Here is a 24,670-nt window from a genome sequence, read left to right on the forward strand (position 1 = left end):
GCCTGTTTTACGAATGAGAGTACCCTCTATGCACAGGCGGCCTGACCCCAAGCGCCACACAGCACCATCCGTCAACTATTAAATACCTTTGTTAATATCTCTGTATTTTTATGCCGAGCAACCTGCAAGCCCAACCAGCTCAATCATTGCCCCTCAATGCGCCATTGCTGCCAAGTGAAGAAGAAATTCTGAGGCATATCAATGATGCGTTAAGGATAGGCGCGCTCGACCGTGCAATCGAACTCCTGGGAGAAATTACCAAAGGCAGAGGAATGACGCGCATGGCCCTTAAGACCGGGCTCAATAGAAGCCATTTGTATCGTGCTCTTCAGGTCGGTGGGAATCCCAGCATCGACATCGTCATGAGGATCTGCGAAGAATTGAATCTGGTTATTCAAATCGTCTACAAAGCCAGGTAAATCTTTACGTTCAACCCAACTTCAGCGGCAAGGATGTCTGCATCCGCGTCACTGCCGTCGACCTCAGTCTTCTGACGGGCGAACCTTTCTCCTCCGGCCTCAGCTGCAGCTTCAGCTCAGGGAACCACGCCTTCACGCCGGTCGCCGACGGAAAGTTCCATCTTGCTGCCTCCTCCCGAATCCTGCGGCAGCACATCTGCCGCAGGATCCTGGCGAGGTCTCGTTGAATCATTCTGCTTTCGTCCCGGGATCCTTCCATCCGACAAGCTCCCCGCAGGACGGAGCTCTATTTCACGCCGCTCTCACTCGGCATCTTTCATAGCTCTTCAAAGAAACTCAGATTTTTTGCGTTCCGATCCTGAGGTCGATGAAGCGTTTCCGCGCTTCCCGGACACCGGGAGCCGTGAGCTTCCGGGCGAGCCTTTTATAATGCGACGCAATCATTCGACGGGGCTGGTCTCGAGGCCGGCTTCCTGCCATTTACAGAAGATTTCCCGAGGACGCTACATGTACGAAGTTGCTCCGCTTCTTGACGATCCCATTCATAACCTCAAGACCATCCGCGACCTTTACCGCTGGGCGGTGACGGAGATGGAAAATGCGAACCTCAGCTACGGCCACGGCTCGCCCACATCCACGGAAGATGCGTCCTTCCTCATCTGCCGGGCGCTCAAGCTCCCCTTCGAGCGCTTCGACATGTTCCTCGACGCCGCGCTCACGCACAACGAACTCGTTCGTCTCGTGCACCTCATCGACCGCCGCGTTCACGACAAAACCCCGACCGCCTACCTTCTGAAGGAAGCCTGGCTCACCGGCCACCGCTTCTACATCGACGAGCGCGCCCTCATTCCGCGCTCCTACATCGCCGAGCTTCTCGAGGAAGATCTCGCTCCGTGGGTGGCCGATCCGGAATCCGTCGGCTCCGTGCTCGACCTCTGCACGGGGTCCGGGTGCCTCGCGATTCTCGCGAAGGGGTGCTTCCCGCACGCGGCCGTGACGGGCTCGGACATTTCCGCCGATGCGCTCGAAGTAGCGAAAATCAACCGCCGCGACTATGACCTCGACGACGAGCTCGAGCTCGTTCAGGGCGACATCTACGAAAACCTCCAGGGACGCAAGTTCGACGTCATCATCTCGAACCCGCCCTACGTCACGACCCGCTCGATGGACGCGCTTCCCGAGGAATACCGCCACGAACCGTCGCTCGCGCTGGCTGCGGGCGAGGACGGCATGGACGTCGTCGAGCGCATCGTGAGCGAGGCGGCCGATCACCTCACCGAAGAGGGCATTCTCATCGTGGAAGTGGGCGACGGTCTTGAAGCCGTTGAAGCGCTCTTCCCTGATCTTCCGATCACCTGGCTTTCGGTTTCAGGGGGCGACGATCAGGTCTTCCTTGCGCACGCGAAGGACCTTCGCGAATATTTCCGCAATTAAAGACGGGCTCCCTCAGGCTGACCATCCTTCTTTTTTGACTCACTGTCCTTTCGTCCTCTTTCAAAGATGCTTCGACTACTCAATCTCGCGCTCATGCGCGGGACGCGCGTTCTTTATTCCAAAGCGAACCTCATTGCGAGCCCGGGCGAGCGCATCGGCCTCGTCGGCCCGAACGGCTGCGGAAAGTCGACGCTCTTTGCGGCGATTCTCGGAGAGCTTTCCCCCGAGGAAGGCGACATTGAAACGCCGCCGAAGGAGCGCATTGCGCACGTTGCGCAGAGCTTCAAGGTGGAGGACGTCTCCTGCATCGACTACGTGCTCTCAGGACACGCGCCTCTCATGAAGGCTCGTGAAAATCTCGCGCTCGCGGAAAAATCCGGCGACGAAATGGCGCTTGCGGCTGCGCACAGCGAACTCGCGGAAGTGAACGAAGGGGCGGTGGTCGCCCAGGCGAAGACCATTCTGTCGGGCCTCGGGTTCCATGAGTCCGACTGCGGCCGCATGGTCCGGGACTTTTCGGGCGGCTGGAGAAACCGCATCGCGCTCGCGCGCGCCCTCATGCGGCCCGCGGATCTGCTTCTCCTTGACGAACCGACCAACCACCTCGACATCGACTCCCTCATTTGGCTCGAAAATTGGCTGAGGCGCGTCGAATCGACCGTCGTCATCATTTCGCACGACCGTGAATTCCTCGACCGCTCCGTTGAAACCATCTGGTCGGTCGAGGACGGCACCATCTGCCGCTACGCCGGGAACTACAGTCAGTTTGAGCGCGAGCGGATTGAAAAGCTCCGCCAGCAGGATGCCGCACGCCGGGCGTTCGAAACGACGGCAGCGCACCTCACCGCCTACATTGAGCGCTTCCGCTACAAGGCAAGCAAAGCCCGTCAGGCGCAGTCGCGCATCAAGATGCTCGAGCGCCTCGAGTCCGTCGAACCCGTGCGCTCGAAGCGCGAGTGGCGCTTCAATTTCCTGAAGCCCGAACGCCTCCCCGATCATCTCGTCGACGCCGAAGGCCTTTCCTGCGGCTACGACGGGAATCCGATCCTGAGGGGCGTCACCTTCAGCGTGCGCTCGGGCGAACGCATCGGCATTCTCGGCGTGAACGGCGCCGGCAAGTCCACCCTCGTCAAGACGATCGTCGGAGACCTTCCGCCGATCGCGGGCGAAATCCGCCGCGGACAGGGCCTTGAGATCGGCTACTTCGCCCAGCATCAGCTCGACCAGTTGAGGATGGACGAGACGCCCCTCGAGCAGCTCCGCCACATTGCTCCGGAAGCGCGCGAACAGGAACTGAGAGACTTCCTCGGCACCTACCGCTTCTCGGGCGACTTCGCGACGAGTCCCGTGGGGCCGATGTCGGGCGGCGAAAAGGCGCGCCTTGCGCTCGCGCTCATCGCGTGGAAGAAGCCCAATCTTCTCATCCTCGACGAACCGACCAACCACCTCGACATGGAAACCCGCGAGGCGCTCACAATTGCGCTCTCGACCTACGAGGGTTCCGTGCTTCTCGTCTCCCACGACCGACATCTCCTTCGCGCCGTTACGGACGAACTCTGGCTCATCCATGACGGAAAGCGCGAAACCTACGAAGGTGATCTCGACGACTACGCGAAGCTCGTTCTCGAACATCGCCGCATGACGCAGGCCGAGGCAAAGGCGGAACGCGCCGCCGCCCGTCCTGAAGCTCCCGGCATCAATAAGAGCGAGGCGAGGCGCCTTGCCGCTCAGGAGCGCGCGCGCATTGCCGAGCTGAGGAAGCCCTTGAAGCGCGAGCTCGAGAAAGTGGAAAAGGAAATGACGAAGCTCGGCGCCCGCCTCAAGGCGCTCGACGCTCAGCTCGCCGACACGGAGTTCTACAACAGCGCCGACCAGGACAAGGTCGCTGAAACGCTTCGCGAACACGGCGAGCTTGCGCCTAAGGTTGAGGCGCTTGAAATGCGCTGGCTCGAGCTTTCAGAGAAAATCGAAGCGATCGGAAAGGATGCCGCTGAATCCGCTCAGCATTAAAGCGGCCTCAGCATCCTGAAGAGAAGAATGGCGGCCTTTCTTTCCGGAAAGACCGCCATTTTCTTATGGAGCGCTCAGGCCGCCATCAGGCCTTGGCTTCAGGTACGGGCGCTGCGCCCGGGACGAGCTTCGTGTTCTTCCAGGTTTCAAACACCTTCTGAACCTGCGAATCCATCGTCACTTGATAGGTGTGTGAATCGCGGTCGATCTCGTCATCCCCCTTTGGATCATCGTCGATGCCCGCCACCGTAATGGCGTCGGCCTGAAGGAAGACCGTCATGACGAGAAGGTTGATCACCTCGGCGTCCTGATCCATTTCTGCTTCCGTCGGGTCGCGCCCGGCCTCGAAGGCCTTCGTCGAACGGGGGCCGTAGCGAAGCGCATAGCCCATGACGACCTCTTCGCGCTTGCCCTGAGGAATTTCCTCGGCCGGCGTACGCACGTAAAGGACGCGCATGTCATGAAGGAAGTGCGGGTCCTTAAGGAGCTTCTCGAGGTAGGCCGTATCTTCGTCCGAAAGGGCGTTGAAGCCGAGAAGCGCGGGATTGAGCGCATCGGCGGGTTCCGGACGCCAGTTGGGATAGTCCTTGTGGAACTCTTCCGTCACCGCGTTTTCAGCAAAGATCTTCTCGAGGTCAATGAGGCGGGAGCCCGCAAGCGCCTGATTGGCGGTCGCATAGCTCGTGAAGGCCGTAATCACCTCATCCTTGCAGGTCGTCACGGAAATGACGGTGTCGCTTCCCCTCTGAGCGAGCTCGCCCGTCATGTCGAGGAGCGTCATCACGAAATCCATGCCGAAGTAGGAAGCGAGGCTCCTGTCGTCCATCTGGCGCGCCGCATCTTCGATGCCTGCCTGGTACATCTTCGCCATGCCCCAGCGGGCGCGCACGGCGTCGAGCGCCTGACGGCCCATCCAGCCCGAGGTGTCGCGGAAGTCTTCGCGCAGATCGAGAAGCGTCGCCGCAATCGCATAAGCCACGGCCGCGCAGCTGTCCTCACGCTGCTCCATCGTCATCCGGCTCGACGAGCTCACCGCGTGGGCAAGCGCCACGGTCATGCCGATGAAGAAATGCTGCAGCTGCATGTAGTCGGAGAGGTCGCCCGTGGTGACGGGACCCTTGTAGTTGGCCGCAAGAATCTCAAGGTGCGGGAAGCCCTGCTCTTCATAGAAGCGGGCGTTGAGCGTCTCGCGCAGCCGGTCAAGCATCTCGACATAGGACATCGGCTGAACGTTCCTCGCGTTGGCGGCGCGGCGGGTTTCGAGCTTCTTCGCTCGACGGGGTGCGGTTTTGCTCTTGGGCATGGGAAGTCTCCTCATGGGTGGCCGCTCTTTGCTTCTCATCACCATGAGCGAGGAGCGGGCTTCTTATGTTGTCCCGAAAGTCTAGGAGCGCATTCTTAAGCGCGCATTTCGGGCGATATCCGGCAAAACCCGGGAAGACGATGCTTCTCATTTCCGCTCTCAGCCGGAACTCCTACAATTGCGGAATATGTGATTACCTGTCATCCCAACTGGCTCAAGGAGATTTCAGACATGTCCGAAGACCTCAACCCGGAGTGGCTCCACGCCACGCTGCTCGATGCCGCCGATACCCTTCAGGATGCGCTCGGGAAGCTCGATGAAAACATGGACGAGGAAACCGCCTCGGAAATTCTTCGCCGCGATCTCGTTTCCGTCTATGCGAAGCTCAACTATGCCGTCAACTCTGCGCACCTCGGGCCCGAAGCCCTCAACGTGCTCACGGAGGACGAACTCATCGCATGGCCTTCGGAAATGCCCTTCGCCACCATGGCGGAACTCGACGAAGAGGTCGAGGAATCGAATTGAATCCTCTCCGGAACGTTCCCGGAGAGCATTTCGAAGCGCTCTGACATCCGCTTCGAATGCCGGGATTGCAAAAAAAGGCGCTGACGACTTGCCTCAGCGCCTTTTTTCGTCAGGCGAATCCGGAGGAGAGCGGCTTTCCAGACCGCTCCCATCAGGCGGGCCGGATGTCCCGCACCCGCCAGCCGAGCGCATAAAGCGCTCCGAAGTAGAGAACTGCCGCACCCGCCACAAGGCCGAGAACGCCCGCGGCGCGATAGGTCCAGCGAAGCGCCGTCCAGTCGACGCCCTGCTGAACCCACCAGACGGCTCCCCCCATCAGAAGCGAGGCGATCGCAATCCGCAGAATGGCCTTAAGCCACCCCGCGCAGGGCGAATAGATTCCGCGCCGCCTCAGAATGACGAGAAGCGTTCCCGCATTGACGACGCTTCCGAGACCCACGGAGAGCGCAAGCCCTGCGTGCGAAAGGAAGGGAACGGAGACGCAGTTGATGAGCTGCACGACGACGAGCGACATGAAGGCGGCCTTCACGGGCGTGCGGATGTCCTTTCGCGCATAAAAGGCAGGAGCGATGATCTTGAGGCCGATGAGTCCGATCAGCCCGACCGCATACCCCACAACCGCAAGCGCGGTCTGGCTCACGTCGGCAGGGGTAAAGCTCTTTCCCTGGAAAAGGAAGCTCACAAGCGCATCCGCAGTGAGCCAGAGGCCGATGCTCGCCGGGATGCCGACCAGCGCGACGAGCCTCAGGCCGTGGTCGAGAAGTGCGTTGTAGCGCGCATCATCGCCTCTCGCATGGGCGGCAGAGAGCCCCGGAAGAAGCACGGTGCCGAGTGCCACGCCTAAGAGCGCCGTCGGGAATTCCATGAGGCGGTCGGCGTAGTTGAGCCACGTCACGGCACCCTGCCCGAGGTGCGACGCGATGTTGGTGTTGATGAGAATGGAAAGCTGGGCAACCCCCACCCCGAAGAGCGCCGGCGCCATCAGCGTGAGAACCCGCCGCACGTTTTCGTCCGAGAGCGCCTTTTTCACATTTCTCGGACGCACGCGGACGCCGATTCTCGAGAGTCCCCAGACCTGAGCGCCGAGCTGCAGCGCGCCGCCCCCGATCACAGCGACGGCAAGCGCCCAGACGGGTTCGGCGAAGCGGTCTGCCAGAAAAACGGTCGCGAGAATGAAGGAAATATTGAGGAGAATCGGCGTCGCCGCGGGAAGCGCAAATTTCTTCCGGGTGTTGAGTACTGCCGCCGCAAGAGCGACCAAGCTCATGAAGGCGATGTAGGGGAACATGAATCGCGTGAGGCCGGTGGCGAGCGTGAAGGCTTCCGGGTCGCCCTTCATGCCGCCTGCAATCGCCCAGACGAGAAGCGGCGCGGCGATGACGCCGAGAACGCTCACGATGAAGACCGCGAGCGCGAGCACCGTAAAGACGTTGTCGATGAAGCGCCTTTCGCCCTCCTCGGGCTCCTTTTCCCTCACTTCGGAGAGCATCGGCACGAACGCCTGCTGGAAGGCCCCTTCCGCAAAGAGGCGCCTCAGCATGTTGGGGAGCCTGAAGGCCACATAGAAGGCATCGGTCTCAGCCGTCGCGCCGAAGTAGCGCGCAATCAGCATGTCGCGCACAACGCCCGTGATGCGCGAAAGAAGCGTAAGTCCTGAAATGGTGGCGGCGGATTTGATGAGCGACATGCGTATCGTCTTTTTGGCGGAAACTTCCGGAGGAAAGAGCATCATCCGGCGGGCAGGCAAAAGATTTCAGGCGGAAACTCGCTGTGCGCCGCCCGAAAAGGTGGTATAGTCTAGGACTTTTCGGGGTCACCCAACAGGATTGATGGCTTTTCGTAACAGAAATTCCGTCTTCTTCCCCGGGAAAACGCACTTTCTGAAGGCCGAAAACACGGCCCTCGTACGTACACCAGATCGTCGACTGATTTTTAGGAAACCACAGAAAAATGGCCAATACCAAGCAAGCTCGCAAGCGCGCCCGCCAGACCGTTGCGCGTAATCTGCATCTCGCCGCCCAGCGCAGCCAGTACCGCACCGCCATCAAGAAGGTGCGCAAGCTCGTCGCTGCCGGCGACAAGGCTGCTGCCCTCGAAGCCTTCAAGGCTGCTGAATCCGTGATCGACAAGATGGCCCGCAAGCACGTGCTCCACGGCAACGCTGCTGCCCGCCATAAGAGCCGCCTCTCCGCCGAAATCAAGGCGATGGCTGCCGCCGCCTAATTTAGGTCAGGCAAATACTGCACTCCTGAAAGCGCTGTTCCCTCAGGCAGCGACACAGGCGTCGATCCGAAAGCCCGGTCAGAAATGCCCGGGCTTTTCGTTTGTCTGGATTTTTTGGAAACCTTCCGCAGGATTCCTGGATCAGGCGGCAATGCCGGGCGCTTCCGGAATCACGTAGAGGAGAACGGCGAGGAACTGAAGCGTGGTGCCCGCGAGCACGAAGACATGCCAGATGGCATGGTTGTACGGGAGCCGCTCCCAGAGATAAAAGATGACGCCGAGCGAATACGTGACGCCGCCGGCTGCAAGAAGCCAGAGGCCGCCCGTCGGGAGCGATTCAATCAGAGGCTTCATCACGAAGACGATGCACCAGCCTAAGCCGAGATAAAGAACGCAGTTGAGCCAGTCGGCAGCCTTGAGAAGAATGGGCTGAAGAATGGCGCCGAGAAGCGCAATCGTCCAGACGATGGAGCAGAGCACGATCCCCGTGGTGTTCCCGAGCGTGATGAGGCAGAAAGGCGTGTAGGAGCCGGCGATCAGAATGTAGATCGCACTGTGGTCGAGCACCTGAAGAACGCGCTTCGCTCTCAGATTCGGAATCGCATGGTAGAGGGTCGAGACCGTATAGAGAATGATCATCGAGGCGCCGAAAATCACCGAGCTCACGACGGTCAGCGCCCCAGCCTCTTCTCTTACTGAAAAAACAATGAGGAGCACCAGCGCGGCAATGGAAAGAAGCACTGCAATGCCGTGCGTCGTGGCGTTCGCGATTTCCTCCCTCACGGAATAGCCGCCGAGCGAATTCAGCGCCGATTTTTCTGAATGACCCATTTCACTAGCCTCTTCTCTCTGGGATGACCCGTCGGGAGCCGCAGAAGAACATTCCTGCGGCTCCCGAGTGGAATTCTCCCGGAGAGATTAGCCTTTGAACGGGATCAGGATTAAGTGGAAACCCGAAGAAAAAAGCAAAAAGCGTAAACAAACGCTTCAGAGACTCAATCGTCCCAGCCCGCCCCCATGATGACGGGTTCGGGTTCGAGCTCAACGCCGAAGCGCCGCTCGACGCGGTCTCTCACCTCATGCGCGAAGCGGAGCACATCCTCGCCCGCGGCGCCGCCCCGGTTGACAAGAATGAGGGCGTGTTTGGGCCAGATGCCGACCTTCTCTTCGGCATAGCCTTTAAGTCCCGCAGCGTCGATGAGCCAGCCGGCTGCGAGCTTCGCGCGGCCTCCCGCGAGCGGATAGGTAACGAGAGAAGGATGAAGGGTAATAAGCTCCCTCGCCTTCAGTTTCGCAACAACCGGGTTCTTGAAGAAGGATCCGGCGCTCCCAGTCTCCCTGGGGTCCGGGAGCTTGGCCGCGCGGATTTCGCGGACCTTTGCCTCAACGGCTGCGGGCGTTGCGGCGTCTGAATCCTTTCCTCCGAACGCAAGCGCGAGCTCCTTATAGGCGATCACCGGCGTCCAGCGAGCCGGCAGGCGGAAAGCCGCCTCGAGAATAATGAAGCGCTTTCCCGCTTCCGTTTTAAAGAAGCTCGAGCGGTAGCCGAAGTCGCATTCTTCGGTCGTGAAGACCCGCTCTTTTCCCGTTTCAGTGTCCAGAGCCCGGCACCAGGCAAGGCGCTCGGCGATTTCGAGCCCGTAGGCACCGGCATTCTGAACGACGGCGCCAGCAACCGTGCCGGGGATGGCAGCGAGATTTTCAAGGCCGCCGAGACCCCATTCGATCGACGTGCGGACAAGCCTGTCGAGCGCTTCAGAGGCGCCCGCTACGATCAGCGTGCCGTCCTTTTCAGCTTCCCTGCGGATGCCGTGAAAAACCGGATGAAGAACGAGTCCGGGAACGCGGCTCATCAGAATGACGTTCGAGCCGCCCCCGAGGACATGAAGCGGCCAGCCGCGTTCTTTGGCGGCCTCAACCGCTTCCATGAGTTCGCCCGTCGTTCCGGCCTCGGCCCAGGCTTCTGCCGTCGCCCGGACCCCGAAGGTTGTGCGGTCGTCAAGTGAATAATTTTCTTTGATTTTTATCATTTCAAACCTCACAACATGAATCCCTCGGGTTGAGGGGAAGTCTTCAGAGGATTATAGGAAGGCATTCGCGCGCCCAAAAAAACATTTCGCCCGGGAGCGCTCCATTGAGAACTTCCGGGCGAAAAGACTGAAGGAAAGAGTAGAAATCAGGCCTGAGCTTTATTGCTTTCAATCTCCGCGAGGCGTTCGCGCACCTTCGCTTCAATTGCCTGCGGGGTAAGTCCCAGAAGTTCGTAAATTTCCTTCTGCGTTCCCTGCTCGATGAATTCATCCGGGATGCCGAAGCGCATGACCGGAAGCGCGACGCCCGCGTCGGCGAGCACCTCCATGACCGCGTCGCCCGCGCCCCCCATCAGAGCGCCTTCCTCAGCCGTCACGATGAGTTCATGCGTGCGGGCGGCTTCAAGAATGGCGTCGCGGTCGATGGGCTTCACAAAGCGCATGTCGATCAGGGTTCCGCCGAGCGCTTCCGCCACGGGCTTCAGAACGCCAGTCATGGCGCCGAAACCGAGGAAGGCAGTCTTTGAACCCCTGAGGAGCGTCTTCGAGACGCCGATCGGAATGGTTTCGAAATCTGTTCCCGCCTCAACGCCCGGGCCCTTGCCGCGCGGATAGCGCACCGAGGCGGGCGTTTCCATGAAGTAGGCGGTATTGAGCATGAGCCTCGTCTCGCGTTCGTCCGACGGCGTCATCACGGTCATATTGGGGACGCTTCTCAGCTCAACAATGTCGAATACGCCCTGATGGGTCGCGCCGTCAGCACCCACGATGCCGCCGCGGTCGATTGCAAACATGACCGGAAGGTTCTGGAGCGCAACGTCGTGGATGAGCTGATCAAGACCGCGCTGCAGGAACGTCGAATAGATGGCGAGCACGGGTTTCATGCCGCCGCAGGCGAGGCCTGCAGCATAGGTGACCGAATGCTGCTCGGCGATCGCTACGTCGCGGTAGCGGTCCGGATAAAGGCGGTTGAATTCCACGAGCCCCGAGCCCTCGCGCATCGCGGGCGTAATGGCATAGAGACGCTTGTCGTGCGCCGCCATGTCGCAGATCCAGCGGCTGAAGACCTGCGTGTAAGTGGGCTTCGAAGGAGCATTCGACTTGACGATGCCCTTTGCAGGATCAAAGGGCGAGACGCCGTGATAGAGCGTGGGGTCGGCCTCCGCCGGCGCGTAGCCCTTGCCCTTCATCGTCGCGACATGAAGAACGAGCGGCCTGTCCATTTCGCGGAGGTTCTTCAGAACACTCACGAGGCTCTCGACATCGTGCCCGTCCACGGGGCCGTAGTAGTTGATATCGAAAGCCGAAAAGAGCGCCGACTGGGGGCTCAGAAACCCGATCGTCTGGCGTTCAGCGAGCTTCGCGACCTCCCAGAGACGCGGAATCGGCTTCATCATGCGCTTGCTCATTTCGCGCGCGCTGTTGAAGGCGCGCGTCGAAACGATCTTCGCGAGGTGCTTCGAAAGCGCCCCGGCAGGAGGCGAGATCGAGCAGTCGTTGTCGTTCACGATGACGAGAAGCCTCAGGCCCTTCTTCCAGACGCCCGCGTCGTTGAGGGCCTCAATCGCCATGCCGCCCGTGAGGGCGCCGTCGCCGATCACGGCAATCGCCCAGCGGTCGTTTTCGCCTTCAAGGTGAGCGGCCACCGCCATGCCGAGCGCGGCGGAAATGGAGGTGGAGCTGTGGGCCGTGCCGAAAGCGTCGAAAGGAGACTCGGAGCGCTTCGGGAACCCGGAGAGGCCGTTCAGCATCCTCAGCTTCGCCATGCCCTCTCTGCGCCCCGTCAGGATCTTGTGCGCGTACGCCTGATGCCCCACGTCCCAGATGATGCGGTCGTACGGGGTATTGAAGACGTAATGGAGCGCAATCGCGAGCTCCACGGCGCCCAAGGAACTCGAGAGGTGGCCGCCCGTCTTCGCAACCGAGCGCACCATGAAGTGCCGAAGCTCCCTCGCGAGCTCGGGGAGTTCCTCCACAGGAAGCTTTCTGAGCGCATCAACGCCCGTTACTTCGTCGAGAAGCGGATAGTCCATGGGAGCGCTGTAGTCGATTTCTCCCGACGAAGAGGCTTTATGCGAAGTGCCTGAAAACATGCTGGGTGGCCTGAGGGTGCAAATAAGGTATTTTGGCGGTTTTTGAGATTTAATGGGTGCGGTTTACTACGTAGAGCGCGATTTCCCTGAGGCGGTCGGCAGCCGATTCAGGCACCTCCGGGTCGGCCTCGACGAGCCTCAGCGCCTGAAGCGCCTCATTTTCGAGCTCCGCCGCGCGCTCCCGGGCGCCCTCAAGACCAAGCAGCGACACCCAGGTGGGCTTGTCGTCCTTTTCATCCTTGCCGGCTGTTTTCCCGAGCGTTTTCGTATCCTGCGTGCAGTCGAGAATGTCGTCGACCACCTGGAAGGCAACGCCGAGCGACTGCGCGTACTGAACGAGCCCTGCCTTGGCGCCGTCGCCGAGCTTCTCCCAGCCCCCCGACTGAGCGCCCATCAGCACGGAGGCGAGAATCATCGCGCCCGTCTTCATCGCCTGCATGCGCAGAAGTTCGGCTTCGCCCGGGTGTTCGCCCACCATGGCAAGGTCGAGCGCCTGTCCGCCGCACATGCCCCAGACGCCCGCGGCGCGCGAGAGCGTCTGCGTGAGGCGCGCGGCAATTTCCGCGTGAACCTGAGGGACGGAAATGACGGTGAATGCCTCCGCCTGAAGCGCATCGCCCGCAAGCATCGCGAGCGCCTCGCCGTACTGCACGTGGCAGGTCGGGCGCCCGCGGCGCAGCGTATCGTTGTCCATCGATGGCATGTCGTCGTGCACGAGGCTGTAGCTGTGGATCATTTCAAGCGCAAGCGCCGCACGATCGAGCACGGCTTCATCCGCGCCGGTGATTTCGCCCGCCGCGTAGCAGAGAAGCGGCCGGATGCGCTTTCCGCCTCCGAGGACGGCATAGCGCATGGCGCCGATGAGGCGCTTCGGACCTGCGCCGGGACGCGGCATCATCGATTCCGCCGCCCATTCGAAATGTCTTGCGCGCTCGTGCGACCAGGCCTCAAAGCCGGTCGTCCGTTCCGCTTCCGCTTGATCCGTCATGTCTCGTCTCCATTCACTAGAGGTCTTTCGGGTCAGAAGGGCGAATCGCCCTCGGCCGCACCGGGATTTTCGGCGCGGATGCGCTCAATCGCCTCTCTTGCGCGCGCGAGTTCCGAGCGGCAGCGAAGAAGAAGCTTCGCGCCCCTTTCATAACCCTTCACGCTCTCTTCGAGCGTCACGGTGCCTGATGCCATCTGCGAGGTCAGTGCCTCGAGCTCGGCGAGCGCCTCCTCAAAGGAAAGCTCTTCCGGCGGCCTTGCCGGCTTTTGGACTGCTTCGGTCATGTATCCCTCAGCTGATTGAAGAAAGATGGGTTCCGCAGTGAGGGAAGACTCTCACCTCTTTCCTGCGGCCTGCCCGTGATTGTAGCGGGCGGCGTCTGAAATCTTCCTTTATGGAAGCACCGGACGACAAGACGCTTCATCCGTGCCGGACATCCTCATGCGGCGCATGAAAGCCCTCAATCGGCGCGTGGTCGTGCTCATGCTCGTGCGCGGCGCCTAAAAGAAGAAGCGACAACGCGCATCCGGCGAGCACGGCAAGGAGCCTCTTCACGCGGGCGCCCTTTCCGTCAGAGCCTTCAAAGACCTCCGGGAGAAGCGCAAAGAGCGTGATGTAGACGAATGAGGCCGAGGACATCGCGAGCGCATAGGGAAGAAGCCCCTCGAAGCTTCCGATCGCGGCAAGCCCGGCAAAGCCGCCGAGCACGGCCGAGAGCGCAATGCCGGAACAGAAAAGGAGCGCCGCGCGGGAGGACTTGCCGGCATTCCTGAGGATCACCATGAAGCCCGCCTGCTGGGGCAGTTCATGCATGAGGACGGCGAGGGCCGCAAGCCACCCGGCCGATTCGCTCACGAGAAATGTGGTCGCAATCAGAATGCCGTCGACGAAGCCGTGGAGCGACGCCGCGGCAAAAAGCGCGGGGAGGCTCCGCTCTTCTCCCCGGGCCCCCTCGTGCGCATGACCGCCCCCCAGGAGGCAGCCCGCAATGATGAAGAGGAGCACCACCCCGAGCATTGCAATTCCGAGCGCATGCGGGTCGGCGCCGTCGGCCTCAAAGGCTTCCGGGAGCAGGTGCGTGAAGGACATGGCGAGGAGAAAGCCGCTCGCAGCGGCGAGCATCACGTCTCCGAAGCGCGCGAAGGGGCGCGTCACCAGCCAGAAGGCACACAGAATGGCGGCTCCGCGGGTGAGAAAGTTGGCAAGGAACACTTCAAGGCAAAGAAGAAAGCTCATGGTGTCCGACAAAAAAATCGAAAAATAACAATGGAGGCATTCTACGCCCTGTGGAAAAAACGTAAGGGTGAATCCCTATTTATCTCAAGCCGGCAATTCTTTAAGGGGCTCCTCTTGAAAAGAGCTGATTTATTCCCCGCCTTTTCGTCCCTTTACCTACTCGCTGAAGCATATGACTCAGATTCCGCCGATCAGATTTCCGATTTAGTTATGGGCAATTTGCTTTTGAACAAAAAAAATCATTTTTAAGTTCGAAGGCCTTTCAAAAAAGCACCTTTGAAATTCATGGAATTGATTTGGAAATACATTCTGCAAAAGATTTAATACGCAGAAATACTTAAGACAAGTCGGTGATTTTTCGCGAAAACACATTCCTATAATCAATTCAAGCCGGAGTGTTCAGGGCCGGTCGGCTTCTGATCTCAATCAAATCCATACAGAAGCGTCCCGTCCGGCTCTCGGTTCTCTGACTCAAAAAGAAAATGCGCCGTATTCCGGCGCAGGAGACATTAATCATGGCATCCAAATGCAGGATTTCACTAGCCTGGCAGATGATGATCGGCCTCGCGCTCGGCGTCATAGTCGGCGCAATCGTTGACTCTCAGTTTGCTCAGACCTATCTGCAGCCCTTAGGCACGCTCTTCATCCGCCTGATCCGCATGGTGGTGGTTCCCCTCGTTGTCGCAACGATCATTGCGGGCGCCGCCGGCATTTCCGACACCTCCAAGCTCGGCCGCGTTGCCGGCAAGGTCCTTGTCGTCTACGCGATCACGACCGCCATCGCCGTGGCGCTCGGCCTCCTCTTCGCAAACCTCATCCAGCCGGGCCTCGGCCTCGACCTCTCGACCGACGGCTTGGTCGCCAAGGCCGTGAAGGCCCCGAGCCTCTCCGACACGCTCCTCAACATCGTGCCGATCAACCCGATGGAAGCCATGGCCAAGGGCTCGATGCTCCAGATCATCTTCTTTGCGGTGATCTTCGGCTTCGGTCTCGCGGCGCTCGGCGAACGCGGCAAGCCCGTGCTCCACTTCTTTGAAGTCGTGGGCGACGTGATGATCCGCGTCACGGGCTACGTCATGATGTACGCTCCGATCGGCGTCTTCGGCCTCATCGCCTTCACGGTTGCGAAGCACGGCCTCGCGGTGCTCCTCCCGCTCTTCTCCCTCATCCTCACGTCCTTCATTGCAACGGTCGTCCTCGTCTTCGCGATTCTCATCCCGATGGTGATGTTCCTCGGCAAGACCGGCCCCGCGAAGTTCCTGAAGGGCATCTTCGAGCCCTGGCTCGTCGCCTTCACGACCTGCTCCTCCGCGGCTGCGCTTCCTGCCAACCTCAAGGCTGCCCGCAAGCTCGGCGCCACGAAGTCGATCGCTTCCTTCTCGATCCCGCTCGGCAACACCGTCAACATGAACGGCACGGCCGTCTACATGGGCGTCTGCGCGATCTTTGCGGCTGAAGTCTTCGGCATTCACCTCACCCTCTCCGACCAGGTCACCGTTGTTCTGATGGGCGTTCTCGCCGCCATCGGCACTGCGGGCGTCCCGGGCGCCGGCCTCATCATGACGACCGTCGTCTTCACGCAGGTGGGCATTCCCCTTGAAGCTGTGGCCCTCATCGCCGGCATCGACCGTATCCTCGACATGATCCGTACGTCGATCAACGTGGTGGGCGACGTGGCCTCCGCTCTCGTCGTCACGAACCTCGAAGGCGACCTCAACAGCGAACCCTATCAGGAAGGCGAAGCTTAATTTCGCTTCTCTCTAAAGGATTCAATCCCGAAAGGCTCCGGAAACGGAGCCTTTCTTTTTGGGTGCTCCGGCAGAAGAAAATCATTTCAGTTCTTTACGGGCCCCGGCCGTCGCCCGCCGTCTCATGTATCATCACCCTCAAAATGAACGGACTGCCCGGCGCACTCATCCCTGCCGGCAGCCGCCCGAAAATTAAATCAGGAGATGACCAATGAGCTTCAAGCCTCTTCTTCCCGCTCTTCTTTGCGCAGCCCTTGCCGCCGGCTGCGCCGCCACCGGCGGAAATGCCGGTCCTCAGGGGGAGGCCCCCGAACTTGCCGGCAAATCCTTCATGTGGACGGGCGGCGTGAGCGAGGACTGCGAACTCCCGCCCGCGATTGCCTTCAGCGCTGAGGGCCGCATTTCGGGTCTCGCCGGCTGCAACCGGCTCCTCGGTCAATATAAGCAGGACGGAACGAGCCTCGACCTCGGCGAGGTTGCGACCACGATGAAGCTCTGCGCCCCTTCCTTCATGAAGGTTGAGGACGAGTTCCTCGGGTTCCTGCGCCAGGTCCGCTACGCCACTCAGGCGGGCGACGGCATTGATCTCTGGGATGCCGACGGCAAGAAGATCGTCACGCTCGTGCCCGAACGCGCCGGCAAGTGCGACTGATCCCGTCTCAGATTCTTTCTGAATGCAGCAAAAAGCCCGGAAGTTCCTCTCGAACGCCGGGCTTTTCCTTATCTGCGTTTTTTGTTCGCGAATCAGTGAGATTCGCCCCAGGTCCGGCCGGTGCCGACCTCGGCAATGAGCGGCACCGAAAGCGAGGCCGCGCCCGCCATGAGCTCGGGGAGCTTCTTTTTGACGAGCTCCACCTCGTTTTCGGGCACTTCCAGAACAAGTTCGTCGTGCACCTGAAGAAGCAGCAGGGCCTTCAGCTTCTCGTCGCGGATCCAGTTTTCCACCGAGATCATGGCGCGCTTGATGATGTCGGCGGCCGTCCCCTGCATCGGCGCATTGATGGCGGCGCGCTCGGCGCCCGCGCGGACCATCGGGCGGCTCGAACGAATGTCGGGAATCCAGAGTCTGCGGCCGAATACGGTTTCGACGTATCCGTCCTCGGCAGCCCGCGCGCGCGTTTCGTCCATGTAGCGGCGCACGCCGGGGAAGCGCTGGAAGTAGCGCTCGACGTAAGCGGCCGCCACCTTGCGGTCGAGCCCGAGCTGCTGCGCAAGTCCGAAGGCGCTCATGCCGTAGATGAGGCCGAAATTGATCACCTTCGCCATGCGGCGTTCGTCAGGCGTCACCCGGTCAAGAGGCACGCCGAAAACTTCCGAAGCGGTTGAGCGGTGCACGTCCTCTCCGCGCGCAAAAGCCGAGAGCAGCCCCTCGTCCTGCGAGAGATGCGCCATGATGCGAAGCTCCACCTGCGAATAGTCGGCGTCGACGATCGTCCACCCGTCCTGGGCGACAAAGGCGTCGCGGATTCGCCTTCCCTCCGGGGTTCTCGCCGGAATGTTCTGCAGATTCGGGTCCGAGCTCGCAAGACGCCCGGTAACGGCGACCGTCTGGCCGAAGGTCGTGTGCACGCGCCCGTCGCGATCGATCATGAGGGGAAGCTTGTCGAGATACGTGCTTTTGAGCTTCGTGAGCCTTCTGTGCTCGAGAATTATTTTGGGGAGCGGATAGTCGAGCGCGAGTTCGGTGAGCACCTCTTCGTCGGTCGAAGGCGACCCGGAGGCCGTCTTCTTGATGACGGGGATCTTCTGCTCGACGAAGAGAATTTCAGCAAGCTGCTTCGGACTCGCGAGATTGAAGGGGCGGCCCGCCGCATTTTCAGCGGCCTGAGCAAGCTTCTCGATTTCCACGCCAAGCTCCGCGGATTCGTTCCTCAGCAGCTTCGCGTCGAGCGTGATGCCGACGGCTTCCATGCGGTAAAGAACCGGGAGGAGCGGGCGCTCAATCGTATCGTAGACGTTCGCTAGCTTCGGATCGGCATCGAGACGCGCGCGCAGTACCGAACCCGCGGCGCGGATGGCGGCCGCCTCTTCCGAGAGGAGAAGCGCCGAAGCATCGGGCTCGACCTCGCGCCAGTGACGGCGCTTCGCGCCTTTGCCTAAAACCTCGTCGCGCGTCGGGAGCTTCCTTCTCAGCACGCGCCGCGCGATTTTGTCGAGATCATGGGAGAGATGGGCTTCAAGCGTGTAGTCCATCAGACGCACGTCGTCGATCAGGCCCTCAACGAAAATTTCCTGTGCCTCGAGCGCATGCATGGCGGACTTTCCGTCATGAAAGATTTTGGGCGTATTCCGCTCGAACCAGGGCTTGAGGGCAGCGGCGATTTTGTCGATCGAGAGCCCGACCGAGGATTGAGCCACATAGACTTCCTTGGGGCTCAAGGCAATGCCGAAGCCCCCGAGGTCCGCGTGGCGGGGCGCCCGTCGTAAAGGAGCGAAACCGCAACGGGTTCGGTTCGGGGCGTTTTGAGAACCCTCACGAGGGCTTCAAGCCCGTCGGGATCCGTCACTTCCGTGAAGGGAATCGCATCCGGGTTCCGATAATCCTCGGGGAAGGGTTCGCCCTCGGTCGGCAGTTCCGGACGGTTTTCGGCGAGGACGCGGGGCTTTGCCGCAGGAACGGCCTTCGGAGCCGCTCCTGAAGATGGGGCGGATGCTCCTCCCGCCTGCGCGCCGGCGGCATCTCCCCGCAGAGCTTCGGCGCGGGCAAGCGTCGTTCGCGAAATTTCCCAGCGTTCGGAAAAGGCGTTGAGCGCCTCGGCATCGCCCGGGGCGAAGGAGAGGTCGGCAAGCGACTTCACGCCCGGAATTTCCGCATCGCACTTCACGGTGACGAGCGCCACGGCCTCATCGAGGAACGGGAGCCCTGCGCGCAGGTTTTCGCCGATCTTTCCCTTCATGGCAGGAGCCGCCGCGCGAATAGCGTCGATGCCGCCGAATTCGGCCACCCACTTGGCCGCCGTCTTCGGTCCGCACCCCTTGATGCCGGGGACGTTGTCGACCTTGTCGCCCATGAGCGCGAGGTAGTCGATCATGCGCTCGGGCGGCACGCCGTACTTTTCAATGACGCCCGCACGGTCGTAGAACTTCGTGTTCATCGTATTGAGGATCACGACGTCGTCGTCGACGAGCTGCGAAAGGTCCTTGTCGCCGGTGGCGACAACAGACTTCACGCCCTCGCGCTTGGCCATTGCCGAAAGCGACCCGATGACGTCGTCGGCTTCAATCCCGGGGACGATGAGCACCTTCCAGCCGAGCGCGGCCACAACCTTTTCGAGAGGATCGATCTGCACGCGCAGGTCGTCGGGCATGGGCGGGCGGTTTGCCTTGTACTCGGGATACATCTCGTGACGGAAGGTCTTTCCCGGCGCGTCGAAGATGACTGCGGCCATATCGGGCTTCGCGAGCGTATGAACGCGGGAGAGCATTCCGAGGAAGCCCTTGATCGCGCCGGTGGGCTCGCCCGTCGACGTCGTGAGAGGCGGAAGCGCATGGTAGGCGCGGAAAAGATAGTTTGAACCGTCAATAAGAAGAAGCTTTGGCATCACATTCTCCGGGAAATATCTCGCGGATCCTTTGTTGAGGAAGAAGCATACGCGAGGAAGCGGCGCGGCGCCCGCTTTCCCGTCAACCCATCGCCTCGTTTCCCGAAGCGGACCGGCATCCTCCAGGCAATATCCGCACACGAAATGCTTCTCGTTGAATGACGCCATCCGCCGGCTCCCCGTGGCACAATTTGATTATGGAAGCCCGAAGGCAGTTTTCCGCCTCAAAGTGCTTCTTATGCGGTCTCCGGAGCAATGAAGCATTGCCTCGCGGCCGGCATTGGTTTTCAAGTATTTATGCAGAAGATTCTTCTTTCCGCCGCTCTCGGTCTCGTCTTCGCGATGAGCACTCAGGCTGCCCCCCTTGATGCGCCTCCGCCCTATGCGGGCGACGTTGCCGCTCAGGGCGCCGCGGCTCCTCAGCCTACCCGTCGTCTTGAACCCAAGGCGCCCGACGCCGACATGTCGATTGCGCCCACGGAAGAGGACATGGAGCGTGCGCGCGAAGCGCGCGAGCGCGGCGACAGAGCGCCGCGCAACAACGACAAGCGCACCAAGATTGAAGCAGTGCGCGATCCGAACAACCACGTGACCGAGTACGTCGTCACGCCGGGCAGCACCAAGATCCCCTACCGGATCGAAAACCGCGCCGACCGGCCGATCGATACGACGCCCGGCAAGAACCCGAGCGGCACGCTCGGAACGCCGAAGCTCATTGAGTTCGGCTGGTAACGATAAAGCCTCCGAAGAGGCTTCTTTGAGGGAAGACGGGCGCCAGCTCCCTTGCGGGGCGGGCGCCCTCTTCTATAGGAGAGCTTCCGGGCTACTTTTCAATCCGCCGCAAAACTTCCCGCATCTCTTTCGACACCAACGCATCCTCCCATGTCTCAAGCCCTTCCGCTCTCGCTCGGCCTCTCCTGGTTCAGGGAATCCTGCCGCGCCGTCAGAATGCAGCCGCTCTCCTATCCGGCGATCGTCATCTTTTCGCTCCTCGTGAGCGGAATGCTCACGGGGATTCCCTTCATCGGGACCCTCCTCGCAAGCCTCTGGATGCCCTACGCGTCGGTCCTCACGGGCTTTGCCGCAAGAGATACGCTCGCCGGCCGCGTTCCGGTCTACACCACGCTCATTGCGATCTTCCGCGACAAGACCTCGCGCTATCCGCTCCTCATCCTCGGCCTCATTTCGAGCGTCTGGATGGAAGTCGACATGCTGATCTTCAGCACGCTCGGCGCCGACGCGCTCGACAAATGGAAGATCACCGCCGAAGGGATCGACCTCGCCTCGATTACGTCGAACTTTCCCTACACGGCCTTTGCCGTGATGTTCATCCTCTATCTGCCGCTTCTCATGATGACGCTCTTTTCGCCGCTTCTCATCGTGCAGAACCGCCAGAAGGTGGGAAAGAGCCTCTTTTATTCCTTCTTCGGCGTCCTGCGCGCGATCGGTCCCGTGCTCGTCTGGGTGCTTATCGCCGGTGCCGCAGCCTTCGCGCTCTTCATGGGGCTTGAGGTCGTCTTCGGCCTTCTCGGCGTCCCGCAGCTTTTTGCCTTCCTCGCGCCCCTCGTCGCCGCGCTCTTTACCTCCATCGGCCAGGCGGGGATCTGGGTCATGTTCCGCGACATCTTTGCGGGCTCGCTCCCTGACGGCTCGATGCCCGAAGACCTGGAATCGAAGGACGACGGCTCAATGACGCGTCTCCCCTAACGCGAGGCCGCTCTTAAAAGAGCGTTTCCTCCATGGGCCCTGAATTTTCGGGCTGACTTACCGCGAGGCCGAGGAGCCTCACGCCGGCAGGAGGAATCTCGATTCCGGCAAGAAGCTCCACAGCCCTCTGCCTCACAAAAGCCTCATCTTCGAAAGCCCGGAGCGCCGTAACGCTCCGGGTTTTTGTCGTGAAGTCCGCAAAGCGCACCTTGAGGGTGAGGGTCCGCCCTCTGAATTCGTGCCGGGCGAGGCGCCTCACGAGGTGAGAGGCGATCTCGGAGAGGCGCGCATTGAGCGCGTCTCCCGCCGGAATATCCTCAGAAAAGGTTTCCTCGCAGCCGACGCTCTTACGCTCCCGCGTCGGCCTCACGGGCCTCAGATCAATCCCCCGGGCGCATTTGTAGAAAAGCGCGCCCGCCGCACCGAAGCGGTCCGTCAGAAACCTGAAGCTCGCGAGCCTCATCTCGAGCCCGGTCGTGATCCCGATCTCATGAAGGCGCTTCGCGGTGGCCGGGCCCACGCCCCAGAAGGATTCAATGGGAAGCCTGTCGATGAAGTCCTGCGCCCGATCCGGATGAATCGTGAAGAGCCCGTCGGGCTTGCGCCAGTCGGACGCAATTTTGGCGAGGAACTTGTTGTAGGAGACGCCTGCGCTCGCCGTGAGATTGAGTTCGCGCCGGATGTCCGCCTTGATGCGGCGCGCCACTTCGGTGCCGTACTCAATGCCGAGCTTGTTTTCGGTGACGTCGAGAAACGCTTCGTCAATCGAAAGCGGCTCCACGAGATCGGTATAGCGCCGGAAGATTTCTCGGACTTCTTCCGAGACCTCGCGGTAGCGCGCAATGCGGCTTTCAACGAAAATGAGCTGCGGACAAAGCATCTTCGCCCGGCTCGAGGGCATGGCGCTCCTCACGCCGAACTTTCTCGCCTCGTAGCTTGCCGTCGCGACGACGCCCCTTCGATCCGCATGCCCCACGGCAATGGGAAGGCCGCGCAGCTCCGGGTGATCGCGCTGCTCGACCGAAGCAAAGAACGCATCCATGTCCACATGGACGATGCGCCGCGTGAGATCGTTCTGAAATACCGGATCAGCGAGAGACATGACGAAGGCGAAAAACCGCCGGGAAGGAAAAAGGCCCTGAATGAAAAGTCCATTATGCCCGCGGCACGGCTAGAGGAATCACCTTAGGGGTAACTCTCCTCTCTCACTCATCACGCACCCTCCGGTAAAGTGAAGCGCATGACTACGATTTCTTCAGGCGCCATGTTCGCCCAGGCTTATTACTACTCGTATCCGTACGCGTTGCTGCGGGTGCGATCGAAGGCCTGACTCTGAAAAACAGTCACAGAATACCTTCCAAACCAAGCCCGCAGCTGATGCGGGCTTTTGTTTTTTTGGGAGTTAGAGCAGCGCTCCAACCCCGGGGAAAGAAAAGAAGGCTCGCAGAGGCATCGGGCAGCAATTCCCGGAACTTTTTCGCTAATACCCCTACGGAGCCCTCTCAAATGATTCGCCTTTCTTCCCAAACGCTTCGCGCTTCCGCTGCCGCCATCATTGCAGCACTTGCACTCACCGGCTGCGGCGAGGAGAAAACCGCCGCCTCCCCGGAAAAAACCGCCCTCATTCCCGTGGGCGTCGTTCAGCTTGTGGAACATGAGGCGCTTGACGCCACCGTAAAGGGCTTCATCGACGAGCTCGCCGCCCGCGGCTTCAAGGACGGTGAAAAGATCCGCATCGACCGCCAGAACGCTCAGGGCGATCAGACGACGCTCGCCAACATCGGAAGCCGCTTCGTATCGGCCAAGTCCGAACTCATCTTTGCCTCCTCCACGCCCGCGCTGCAGGCAATGGCCCGGGCGACGAAGTCGATTCCCATTGTTGCAACCGCAGTGACGAGCTTTGAGGCCGCGCGCGTCGTCAAATCGGACAAGGCGCCCGGCGGCAACGTCACGGGCGTTTCGAACCTCGGCCCCATTGCCGACCAGCTCGCGCTTCTTGTTGAATTGACGGGCGAAAAGACCCGCACCCAGCCTGTCGGCGTCATCTTCAACCCGAGCGAAGTCAATGCCGAATACCAGGTTGAGAAGTTCCGCGCGGAAGCGAAGGCCCGCGGCATCACGGTGATTGAAGCCGCGGCCGGAAGCGTCAACGATGTGCCTCAGGCGATCGCCTCGATGAGAGGCAAGGTCTGCGCGCTCTGGCTTCCGACCGACAATGTGCTCGCTTCCGCTGCCGCCAACGTCGCGAAGCTCGCCATTGACGCAAAGCTCCCCGTGGTTGCAAGCGACTCGGCGCTCGTGCGCGCGGGCTCCCTCGCCTCGATTTCCGTCAACTACTACGAGCTCGGCCGCATGACGGGCGCGATCGGCGCGGACATTCTTGAGGGGAAGAAGAAGCCCGCCGATACGCCGGTAGCCTTCCAGACTGCTCAGAAGCCCCTCATCAACATGAAGACCGCCGCAGCGATCGGACTTGAGATCCCGTCGAAGGTTCTTGAAGGGAGCGAGAAGCTCGAATAACGCCGCCCGAAGAAGCAGCTACCAAAGCTCCGAAAGGGATCCGCCGGTTATGGATGATTGGCGGATCCCGGAAGGAGTTCAATTTAAGAAGCGTTTATCAGCTTCAGGGCCGCGGATCAGAAAACGATGTAGTAGTAGATGTACGTGAGTACCACCGCAATGCCCATCGGAATGCAGGTACGCTTTGCAACCTGGAAGGGTGAATATCCCGCCATCCCCGCCACAGCAATGATGGCGCCCGTAATGGGCGAAGCCGCGCGGCCGTAGGAAACAAAAATCTGCATTGGGAAAATAAGGCTGATCACCGGCACGCCGAGGGCCGCCGCGATATCAGGCGTCAGCGGCGCGAAACTGAAGAAGGCGGCGTTCCCCGAGCCCATGATGAAAGCCATGACGATCATCAGAAGGCCGGCGAAGAAAACCATCGAACCGAATCGGGTAGGAGGCATGGGATTAGTTCCCATGCCGTCCTCCCACACCACCGTACGTACGGTTCCGTATACGGCGGTTCCTAGTATCAAGGCTTAACGGCCTAACATGCACTCCATTCCACTGGGGCCCCTGCTAGTCCAATCCAAGTCCATCCCTGCTTCTCAAGGAAGGCGTCGCCAAGGGCTAGGTGTAGTATGGGACTGCAAGCGACTCGCCAGTATTTCTTACTGGTGTTTGCCCATTCCCATGCTTTCTGCTTGTCGATACCTCGTTTCTTGAGAGTCTCGTACTTCGTACGGATCTTCTTCCATCGCTTCCAGTAGATCATCCGGATCCTTCTCCGGATCCATTGGTCGATCTCCCGGTGAATGTCAAGTGAGCTTTCGCCGATTTTGTTCTTAAAAAGTAGGTTGTAGTCTGAGCTCAGTGAGGGCTTTGCCCTCTCCGCCTTCGGCGGATT

At 60.6% G+C, this 24,670-nt stretch carries 22 protein-coding genes and 1 pseudogene; 10 read left to right on the plus strand and 13 right to left on the minus strand.

Annotated features, from left to right (window positions below; genetic code table 11):
* Positions 1–110: 110 nt before the first annotated feature.
* From GBM95_RS05915 to GBM95_RS05925, 3 genes are all read left to right on the plus strand, one after another.
* A complete protein-coding gene (locus tag GBM95_RS05915) occupies positions 111–419 on the plus strand; it encodes an addiction module antidote protein (protein ID WP_152158248.1) in 309 nt (102 codons plus the stop codon).
* A 507-nt stretch (positions 420–926) separates the two neighbouring features.
* The gene (prmB, locus tag GBM95_RS05920) at positions 927–1,853 is read left to right on the plus strand and encodes a 50S ribosomal protein L3 N(5)-glutamine methyltransferase (RefSeq protein WP_152158249.1); all 927 of its coding nucleotides are present in this window, start codon (positions 927–929) and stop codon (positions 1,851–1,853) included.
* A gap of 66 nt (positions 1,854–1,919) precedes the next feature.
* Positions 1,920–3,863 (plus strand): ABC-F family ATP-binding cassette domain-containing protein, encoded by a 1,944-nt coding sequence (locus GBM95_RS05925; RefSeq protein ID WP_152158250.1) that lies wholly within the window; start codon positions 1,920–1,922, stop codon positions 3,861–3,863.
* Positions 3,864–3,948: 85 nt separating this feature from the next.
* Here GBM95_RS05925 and GBM95_RS05930 read toward each other — a convergent pair whose 3' ends face one another.
* Complete coding sequence (locus GBM95_RS05930) at positions 3,949–5,166, minus strand: hypothetical protein (protein ID WP_152158251.1); 1,218 nt, start codon at positions 5,164–5,166, stop codon at positions 3,949–3,951.
* Between the two features lie 231 nt (positions 5,167–5,397).
* Here GBM95_RS05930 and GBM95_RS05935 point away from each other — a divergent pair, with 231 nt between their 5' ends.
* A complete protein-coding gene (locus GBM95_RS05935; protein WP_139687681.1) occupies positions 5,398–5,691 on the plus strand; it encodes a hypothetical protein in 294 nt (97 codons plus the stop codon).
* Positions 5,692–5,842: 151 nt separating this feature from the next.
* Here GBM95_RS05935 and murJ read toward each other — a convergent pair whose 3' ends face one another.
* A complete protein-coding gene (murJ, locus tag GBM95_RS05940; RefSeq protein ID WP_152158252.1) occupies positions 5,843–7,378 on the minus strand; it encodes a murein biosynthesis integral membrane protein MurJ in 1,536 nt (511 codons plus the stop codon).
* A 263-nt stretch (positions 7,379–7,641) separates the two neighbouring features.
* On the opposite strand from murJ, the gene rpsT reads away from it, so the two are divergent.
* Complete coding sequence (gene rpsT / locus GBM95_RS05945; RefSeq protein WP_139687683.1) at positions 7,642–7,914, plus strand: 30S ribosomal protein S20; 273 nt, start codon at positions 7,642–7,644, stop codon at positions 7,912–7,914.
* A gap of 141 nt (positions 7,915–8,055) precedes the next feature.
* Here the strand turns inward: rpsT and trhA are convergent, their stop codons facing one another.
* From trhA to GBM95_RS05975, 6 genes are all read right to left on the minus strand, one after another.
* Positions 8,056–8,745, minus strand: coding sequence for a PAQR family membrane homeostasis protein TrhA (gene trhA / locus GBM95_RS05950; RefSeq protein ID WP_152158253.1), 690 nt, complete (start codon positions 8,743–8,745; stop codon positions 8,056–8,058).
* Positions 8,746–8,909: 164 nt separating this feature from the next.
* Positions 8,910–9,944 (minus strand): UDP-N-acetylmuramate dehydrogenase, encoded by a 1,035-nt coding sequence (gene murB, locus GBM95_RS05955; RefSeq protein ID WP_152158254.1) that lies wholly within the window; start codon positions 9,942–9,944, stop codon positions 8,910–8,912.
* Positions 9,945–10,090: 146 nt separating this feature from the next.
* On the minus strand, positions 10,091–11,977 hold the full coding sequence (gene dxs, locus GBM95_RS05960; protein WP_193222600.1) for a 1-deoxy-D-xylulose-5-phosphate synthase: 1,887 nt from the start codon (positions 11,975–11,977) through the stop codon (positions 10,091–10,093).
* Between the two features lie 109 nt (positions 11,978–12,086).
* Positions 12,087–13,025, minus strand: a complete 939-nt coding sequence (locus GBM95_RS05965; protein ID WP_152158256.1) for a polyprenyl synthetase family protein — start codon at positions 13,023–13,025, stop codon at positions 12,087–12,089.
* 32 nt (positions 13,026–13,057) lie between these two features.
* The gene (xseB, locus tag GBM95_RS05970) at positions 13,058–13,309 is read right to left on the minus strand and encodes an exodeoxyribonuclease VII small subunit (RefSeq protein ID WP_152158257.1); all 252 of its coding nucleotides are present in this window, start codon (positions 13,307–13,309) and stop codon (positions 13,058–13,060) included.
* Between the two features lie 136 nt (positions 13,310–13,445).
* Entirely contained in the window at positions 13,446–14,261 is an 816-nt protein-coding gene (locus GBM95_RS05975) for a ZIP family metal transporter (protein WP_152158258.1), read from the minus strand.
* Positions 14,262–14,776: 515 nt separating this feature from the next.
* Between GBM95_RS05975 and GBM95_RS05980 the strand changes: the two genes are divergently transcribed.
* A complete protein-coding gene (locus GBM95_RS05980) occupies positions 14,777–16,009 on the plus strand; it encodes a dicarboxylate/amino acid:cation symporter (protein WP_152158259.1) in 1,233 nt (410 codons plus the stop codon).
* A 211-nt stretch (positions 16,010–16,220) separates the two neighbouring features.
* Positions 16,221–16,661, plus strand: coding sequence for an META domain-containing protein (locus GBM95_RS05985; protein ID WP_152158260.1), 441 nt, complete (start codon positions 16,221–16,223; stop codon positions 16,659–16,661).
* Between the two features lie 92 nt (positions 16,662–16,753).
* Here the strand turns inward: GBM95_RS05985 and polA are convergent, their stop codons facing one another.
* Both polA and GBM95_RS12610 read right to left on the minus strand, forming a co-directional pair.
* On the minus strand, positions 16,754–18,367 hold the full coding sequence (gene polA / locus GBM95_RS12605) for a DNA polymerase I (protein WP_264298078.1): 1,614 nt from the start codon (positions 18,365–18,367) through the stop codon (positions 16,754–16,756).
* Positions 18,368–18,384: 17 nt separating this feature from the next.
* Positions 18,385–19,551, minus strand: a complete 1,167-nt coding sequence (locus GBM95_RS12610) for a 5'-3' exonuclease (protein WP_226963180.1) — start codon at positions 19,549–19,551, stop codon at positions 18,385–18,387.
* A 297-nt stretch (positions 19,552–19,848) separates the two neighbouring features.
* Between GBM95_RS12610 and GBM95_RS05995 the strand changes: the two genes are divergently transcribed.
* Together GBM95_RS05995 and GBM95_RS06000 are read left to right on the plus strand one after the other, a co-directional pair.
* Positions 19,849–20,283, plus strand: coding sequence for a hypothetical protein (locus GBM95_RS05995; RefSeq protein WP_152158261.1), 435 nt, complete (start codon positions 19,849–19,851; stop codon positions 20,281–20,283).
* A 150-nt stretch (positions 20,284–20,433) separates the two neighbouring features.
* Positions 20,434–21,258: a BPSS1780 family membrane protein gene (locus tag GBM95_RS06000; protein ID WP_152158262.1), complete on the plus strand. Its 825-nt coding sequence runs from the start codon at positions 20,434–20,436 to the stop codon at positions 21,256–21,258.
* 13 nt (positions 21,259–21,271) lie between these two features.
* Here GBM95_RS06000 and dinB read toward each other — a convergent pair whose 3' ends face one another.
* Positions 21,272–22,360, minus strand: a complete 1,089-nt coding sequence (dinB, locus tag GBM95_RS06005; RefSeq protein ID WP_152158263.1) for a DNA polymerase IV — start codon at positions 22,358–22,360, stop codon at positions 21,272–21,274.
* Positions 22,361–22,764: 404 nt separating this feature from the next.
* Here dinB and GBM95_RS06010 point away from each other — a divergent pair, with 404 nt between their 5' ends.
* Entirely contained in the window at positions 22,765–23,778 is a 1,014-nt protein-coding gene (locus GBM95_RS06010) for an ABC transporter substrate-binding protein (protein ID WP_152158264.1), read from the plus strand.
* 116 nt (positions 23,779–23,894) lie between these two features.
* Here the strand turns inward: GBM95_RS06010 and GBM95_RS06015 are convergent, their stop codons facing one another.
* Together GBM95_RS06015 and GBM95_RS12615 are read right to left on the minus strand one after the other, a co-directional pair.
* The gene (locus GBM95_RS06015) at positions 23,895–24,227 is read right to left on the minus strand and encodes a transporter permease (protein ID WP_226963182.1); all 333 of its coding nucleotides are present in this window, start codon (positions 24,225–24,227) and stop codon (positions 23,895–23,897) included.
* 83 nt (positions 24,228–24,310) lie between these two features.
* Positions 24,311–24,670: pseudogene (locus GBM95_RS12615) on the minus strand (hypothetical protein); the annotation flags it as partial.

It is taken from the genome of Sutterella seckii, from assembly GCF_009183815.1.
Classification (GTDB): Bacteria; Pseudomonadota; Gammaproteobacteria; order Burkholderiales; family Burkholderiaceae_F; genus Sutterella; species Sutterella seckii.

Excerpts from the sequence above, each read along its gene's own strand:
- GBM95_RS05915 (WP_152158248.1), top strand. The coding sequence starts at position 111 with ATGCCGAGCAACCTGCAAGCCCAACCAGCTCAATCATTGCCCCTCAAT.
- prmB (WP_152158249.1), top strand. The coding sequence starts at position 927 with ATGTACGAAGTTGCTCCGCTTCTTGACGATCCCATTCATAACCTCAAG.
- GBM95_RS05925 (WP_152158250.1), top strand. The coding sequence starts at position 1,920 with ATGCTTCGACTACTCAATCTCGCGCTCATGCGCGGGACGCGCGTTCTT.
- GBM95_RS05930 (WP_152158251.1), bottom strand. The coding sequence starts at position 5,166 with ATGCCCAAGAGCAAAACCGCACCCCGTCGAGCGAAGAAGCTCGAAACC.
- GBM95_RS05935 (WP_139687681.1), top strand. The coding sequence starts at position 5,398 with ATGTCCGAAGACCTCAACCCGGAGTGGCTCCACGCCACGCTGCTCGAT.
- murJ (WP_152158252.1), bottom strand. The coding sequence starts at position 7,378 with ATGTCGCTCATCAAATCCGCCGCCACCATTTCAGGACTTACGCTTCTT.
- rpsT (WP_139687683.1), top strand. The coding sequence starts at position 7,642 with ATGGCCAATACCAAGCAAGCTCGCAAGCGCGCCCGCCAGACCGTTGCG.
- trhA (WP_152158253.1), bottom strand. The coding sequence starts at position 8,745 with ATGGGTCATTCAGAAAAATCGGCGCTGAATTCGCTCGGCGGCTATTCC.
- murB (WP_152158254.1), bottom strand. The coding sequence starts at position 9,944 with ATGATAAAAATCAAAGAAAATTATTCACTTGACGACCGCACAACCTTC.
- dxs (WP_193222600.1), bottom strand. The coding sequence starts at position 11,977 with ATGGACTATCCGCTTCTCGACGAAGTAACGGGCGTTGATGCGCTCAGA.
- GBM95_RS05965 (WP_152158256.1), bottom strand. The coding sequence starts at position 13,025 with ATGACGGATCAAGCGGAAGCGGAACGGACGACCGGCTTTGAGGCCTGG.
- xseB (WP_152158257.1), bottom strand. The coding sequence starts at position 13,309 with ATGACCGAAGCAGTCCAAAAGCCGGCAAGGCCGCCGGAAGAGCTTTCC.
- GBM95_RS05975 (WP_152158258.1), bottom strand. The coding sequence starts at position 14,261 with ATGAGCTTTCTTCTTTGCCTTGAAGTGTTCCTTGCCAACTTTCTCACC.
- GBM95_RS05980 (WP_152158259.1), top strand. The coding sequence starts at position 14,777 with ATGGCATCCAAATGCAGGATTTCACTAGCCTGGCAGATGATGATCGGC.
- GBM95_RS05985 (WP_152158260.1), top strand. The coding sequence starts at position 16,221 with ATGAGCTTCAAGCCTCTTCTTCCCGCTCTTCTTTGCGCAGCCCTTGCC.
- GBM95_RS12610 (WP_226963180.1), bottom strand. The coding sequence starts at position 19,551 with ATGCCAAAGCTTCTTCTTATTGACGGTTCAAACTATCTTTTCCGCGCC.
- GBM95_RS05995 (WP_152158261.1), top strand. The coding sequence starts at position 19,849 with ATGCAGAAGATTCTTCTTTCCGCCGCTCTCGGTCTCGTCTTCGCGATG.
- GBM95_RS06000 (WP_152158262.1), top strand. The coding sequence starts at position 20,434 with ATGTCTCAAGCCCTTCCGCTCTCGCTCGGCCTCTCCTGGTTCAGGGAA.
- dinB (WP_152158263.1), bottom strand. The coding sequence starts at position 22,360 with ATGTCTCTCGCTGATCCGGTATTTCAGAACGATCTCACGCGGCGCATC.
- GBM95_RS06010 (WP_152158264.1), top strand. The coding sequence starts at position 22,765 with ATGATTCGCCTTTCTTCCCAAACGCTTCGCGCTTCCGCTGCCGCCATC.
- GBM95_RS06015 (WP_226963182.1), bottom strand. The coding sequence starts at position 24,227 with ATGCCTCCTACCCGATTCGGTTCGATGGTTTTCTTCGCCGGCCTTCTG.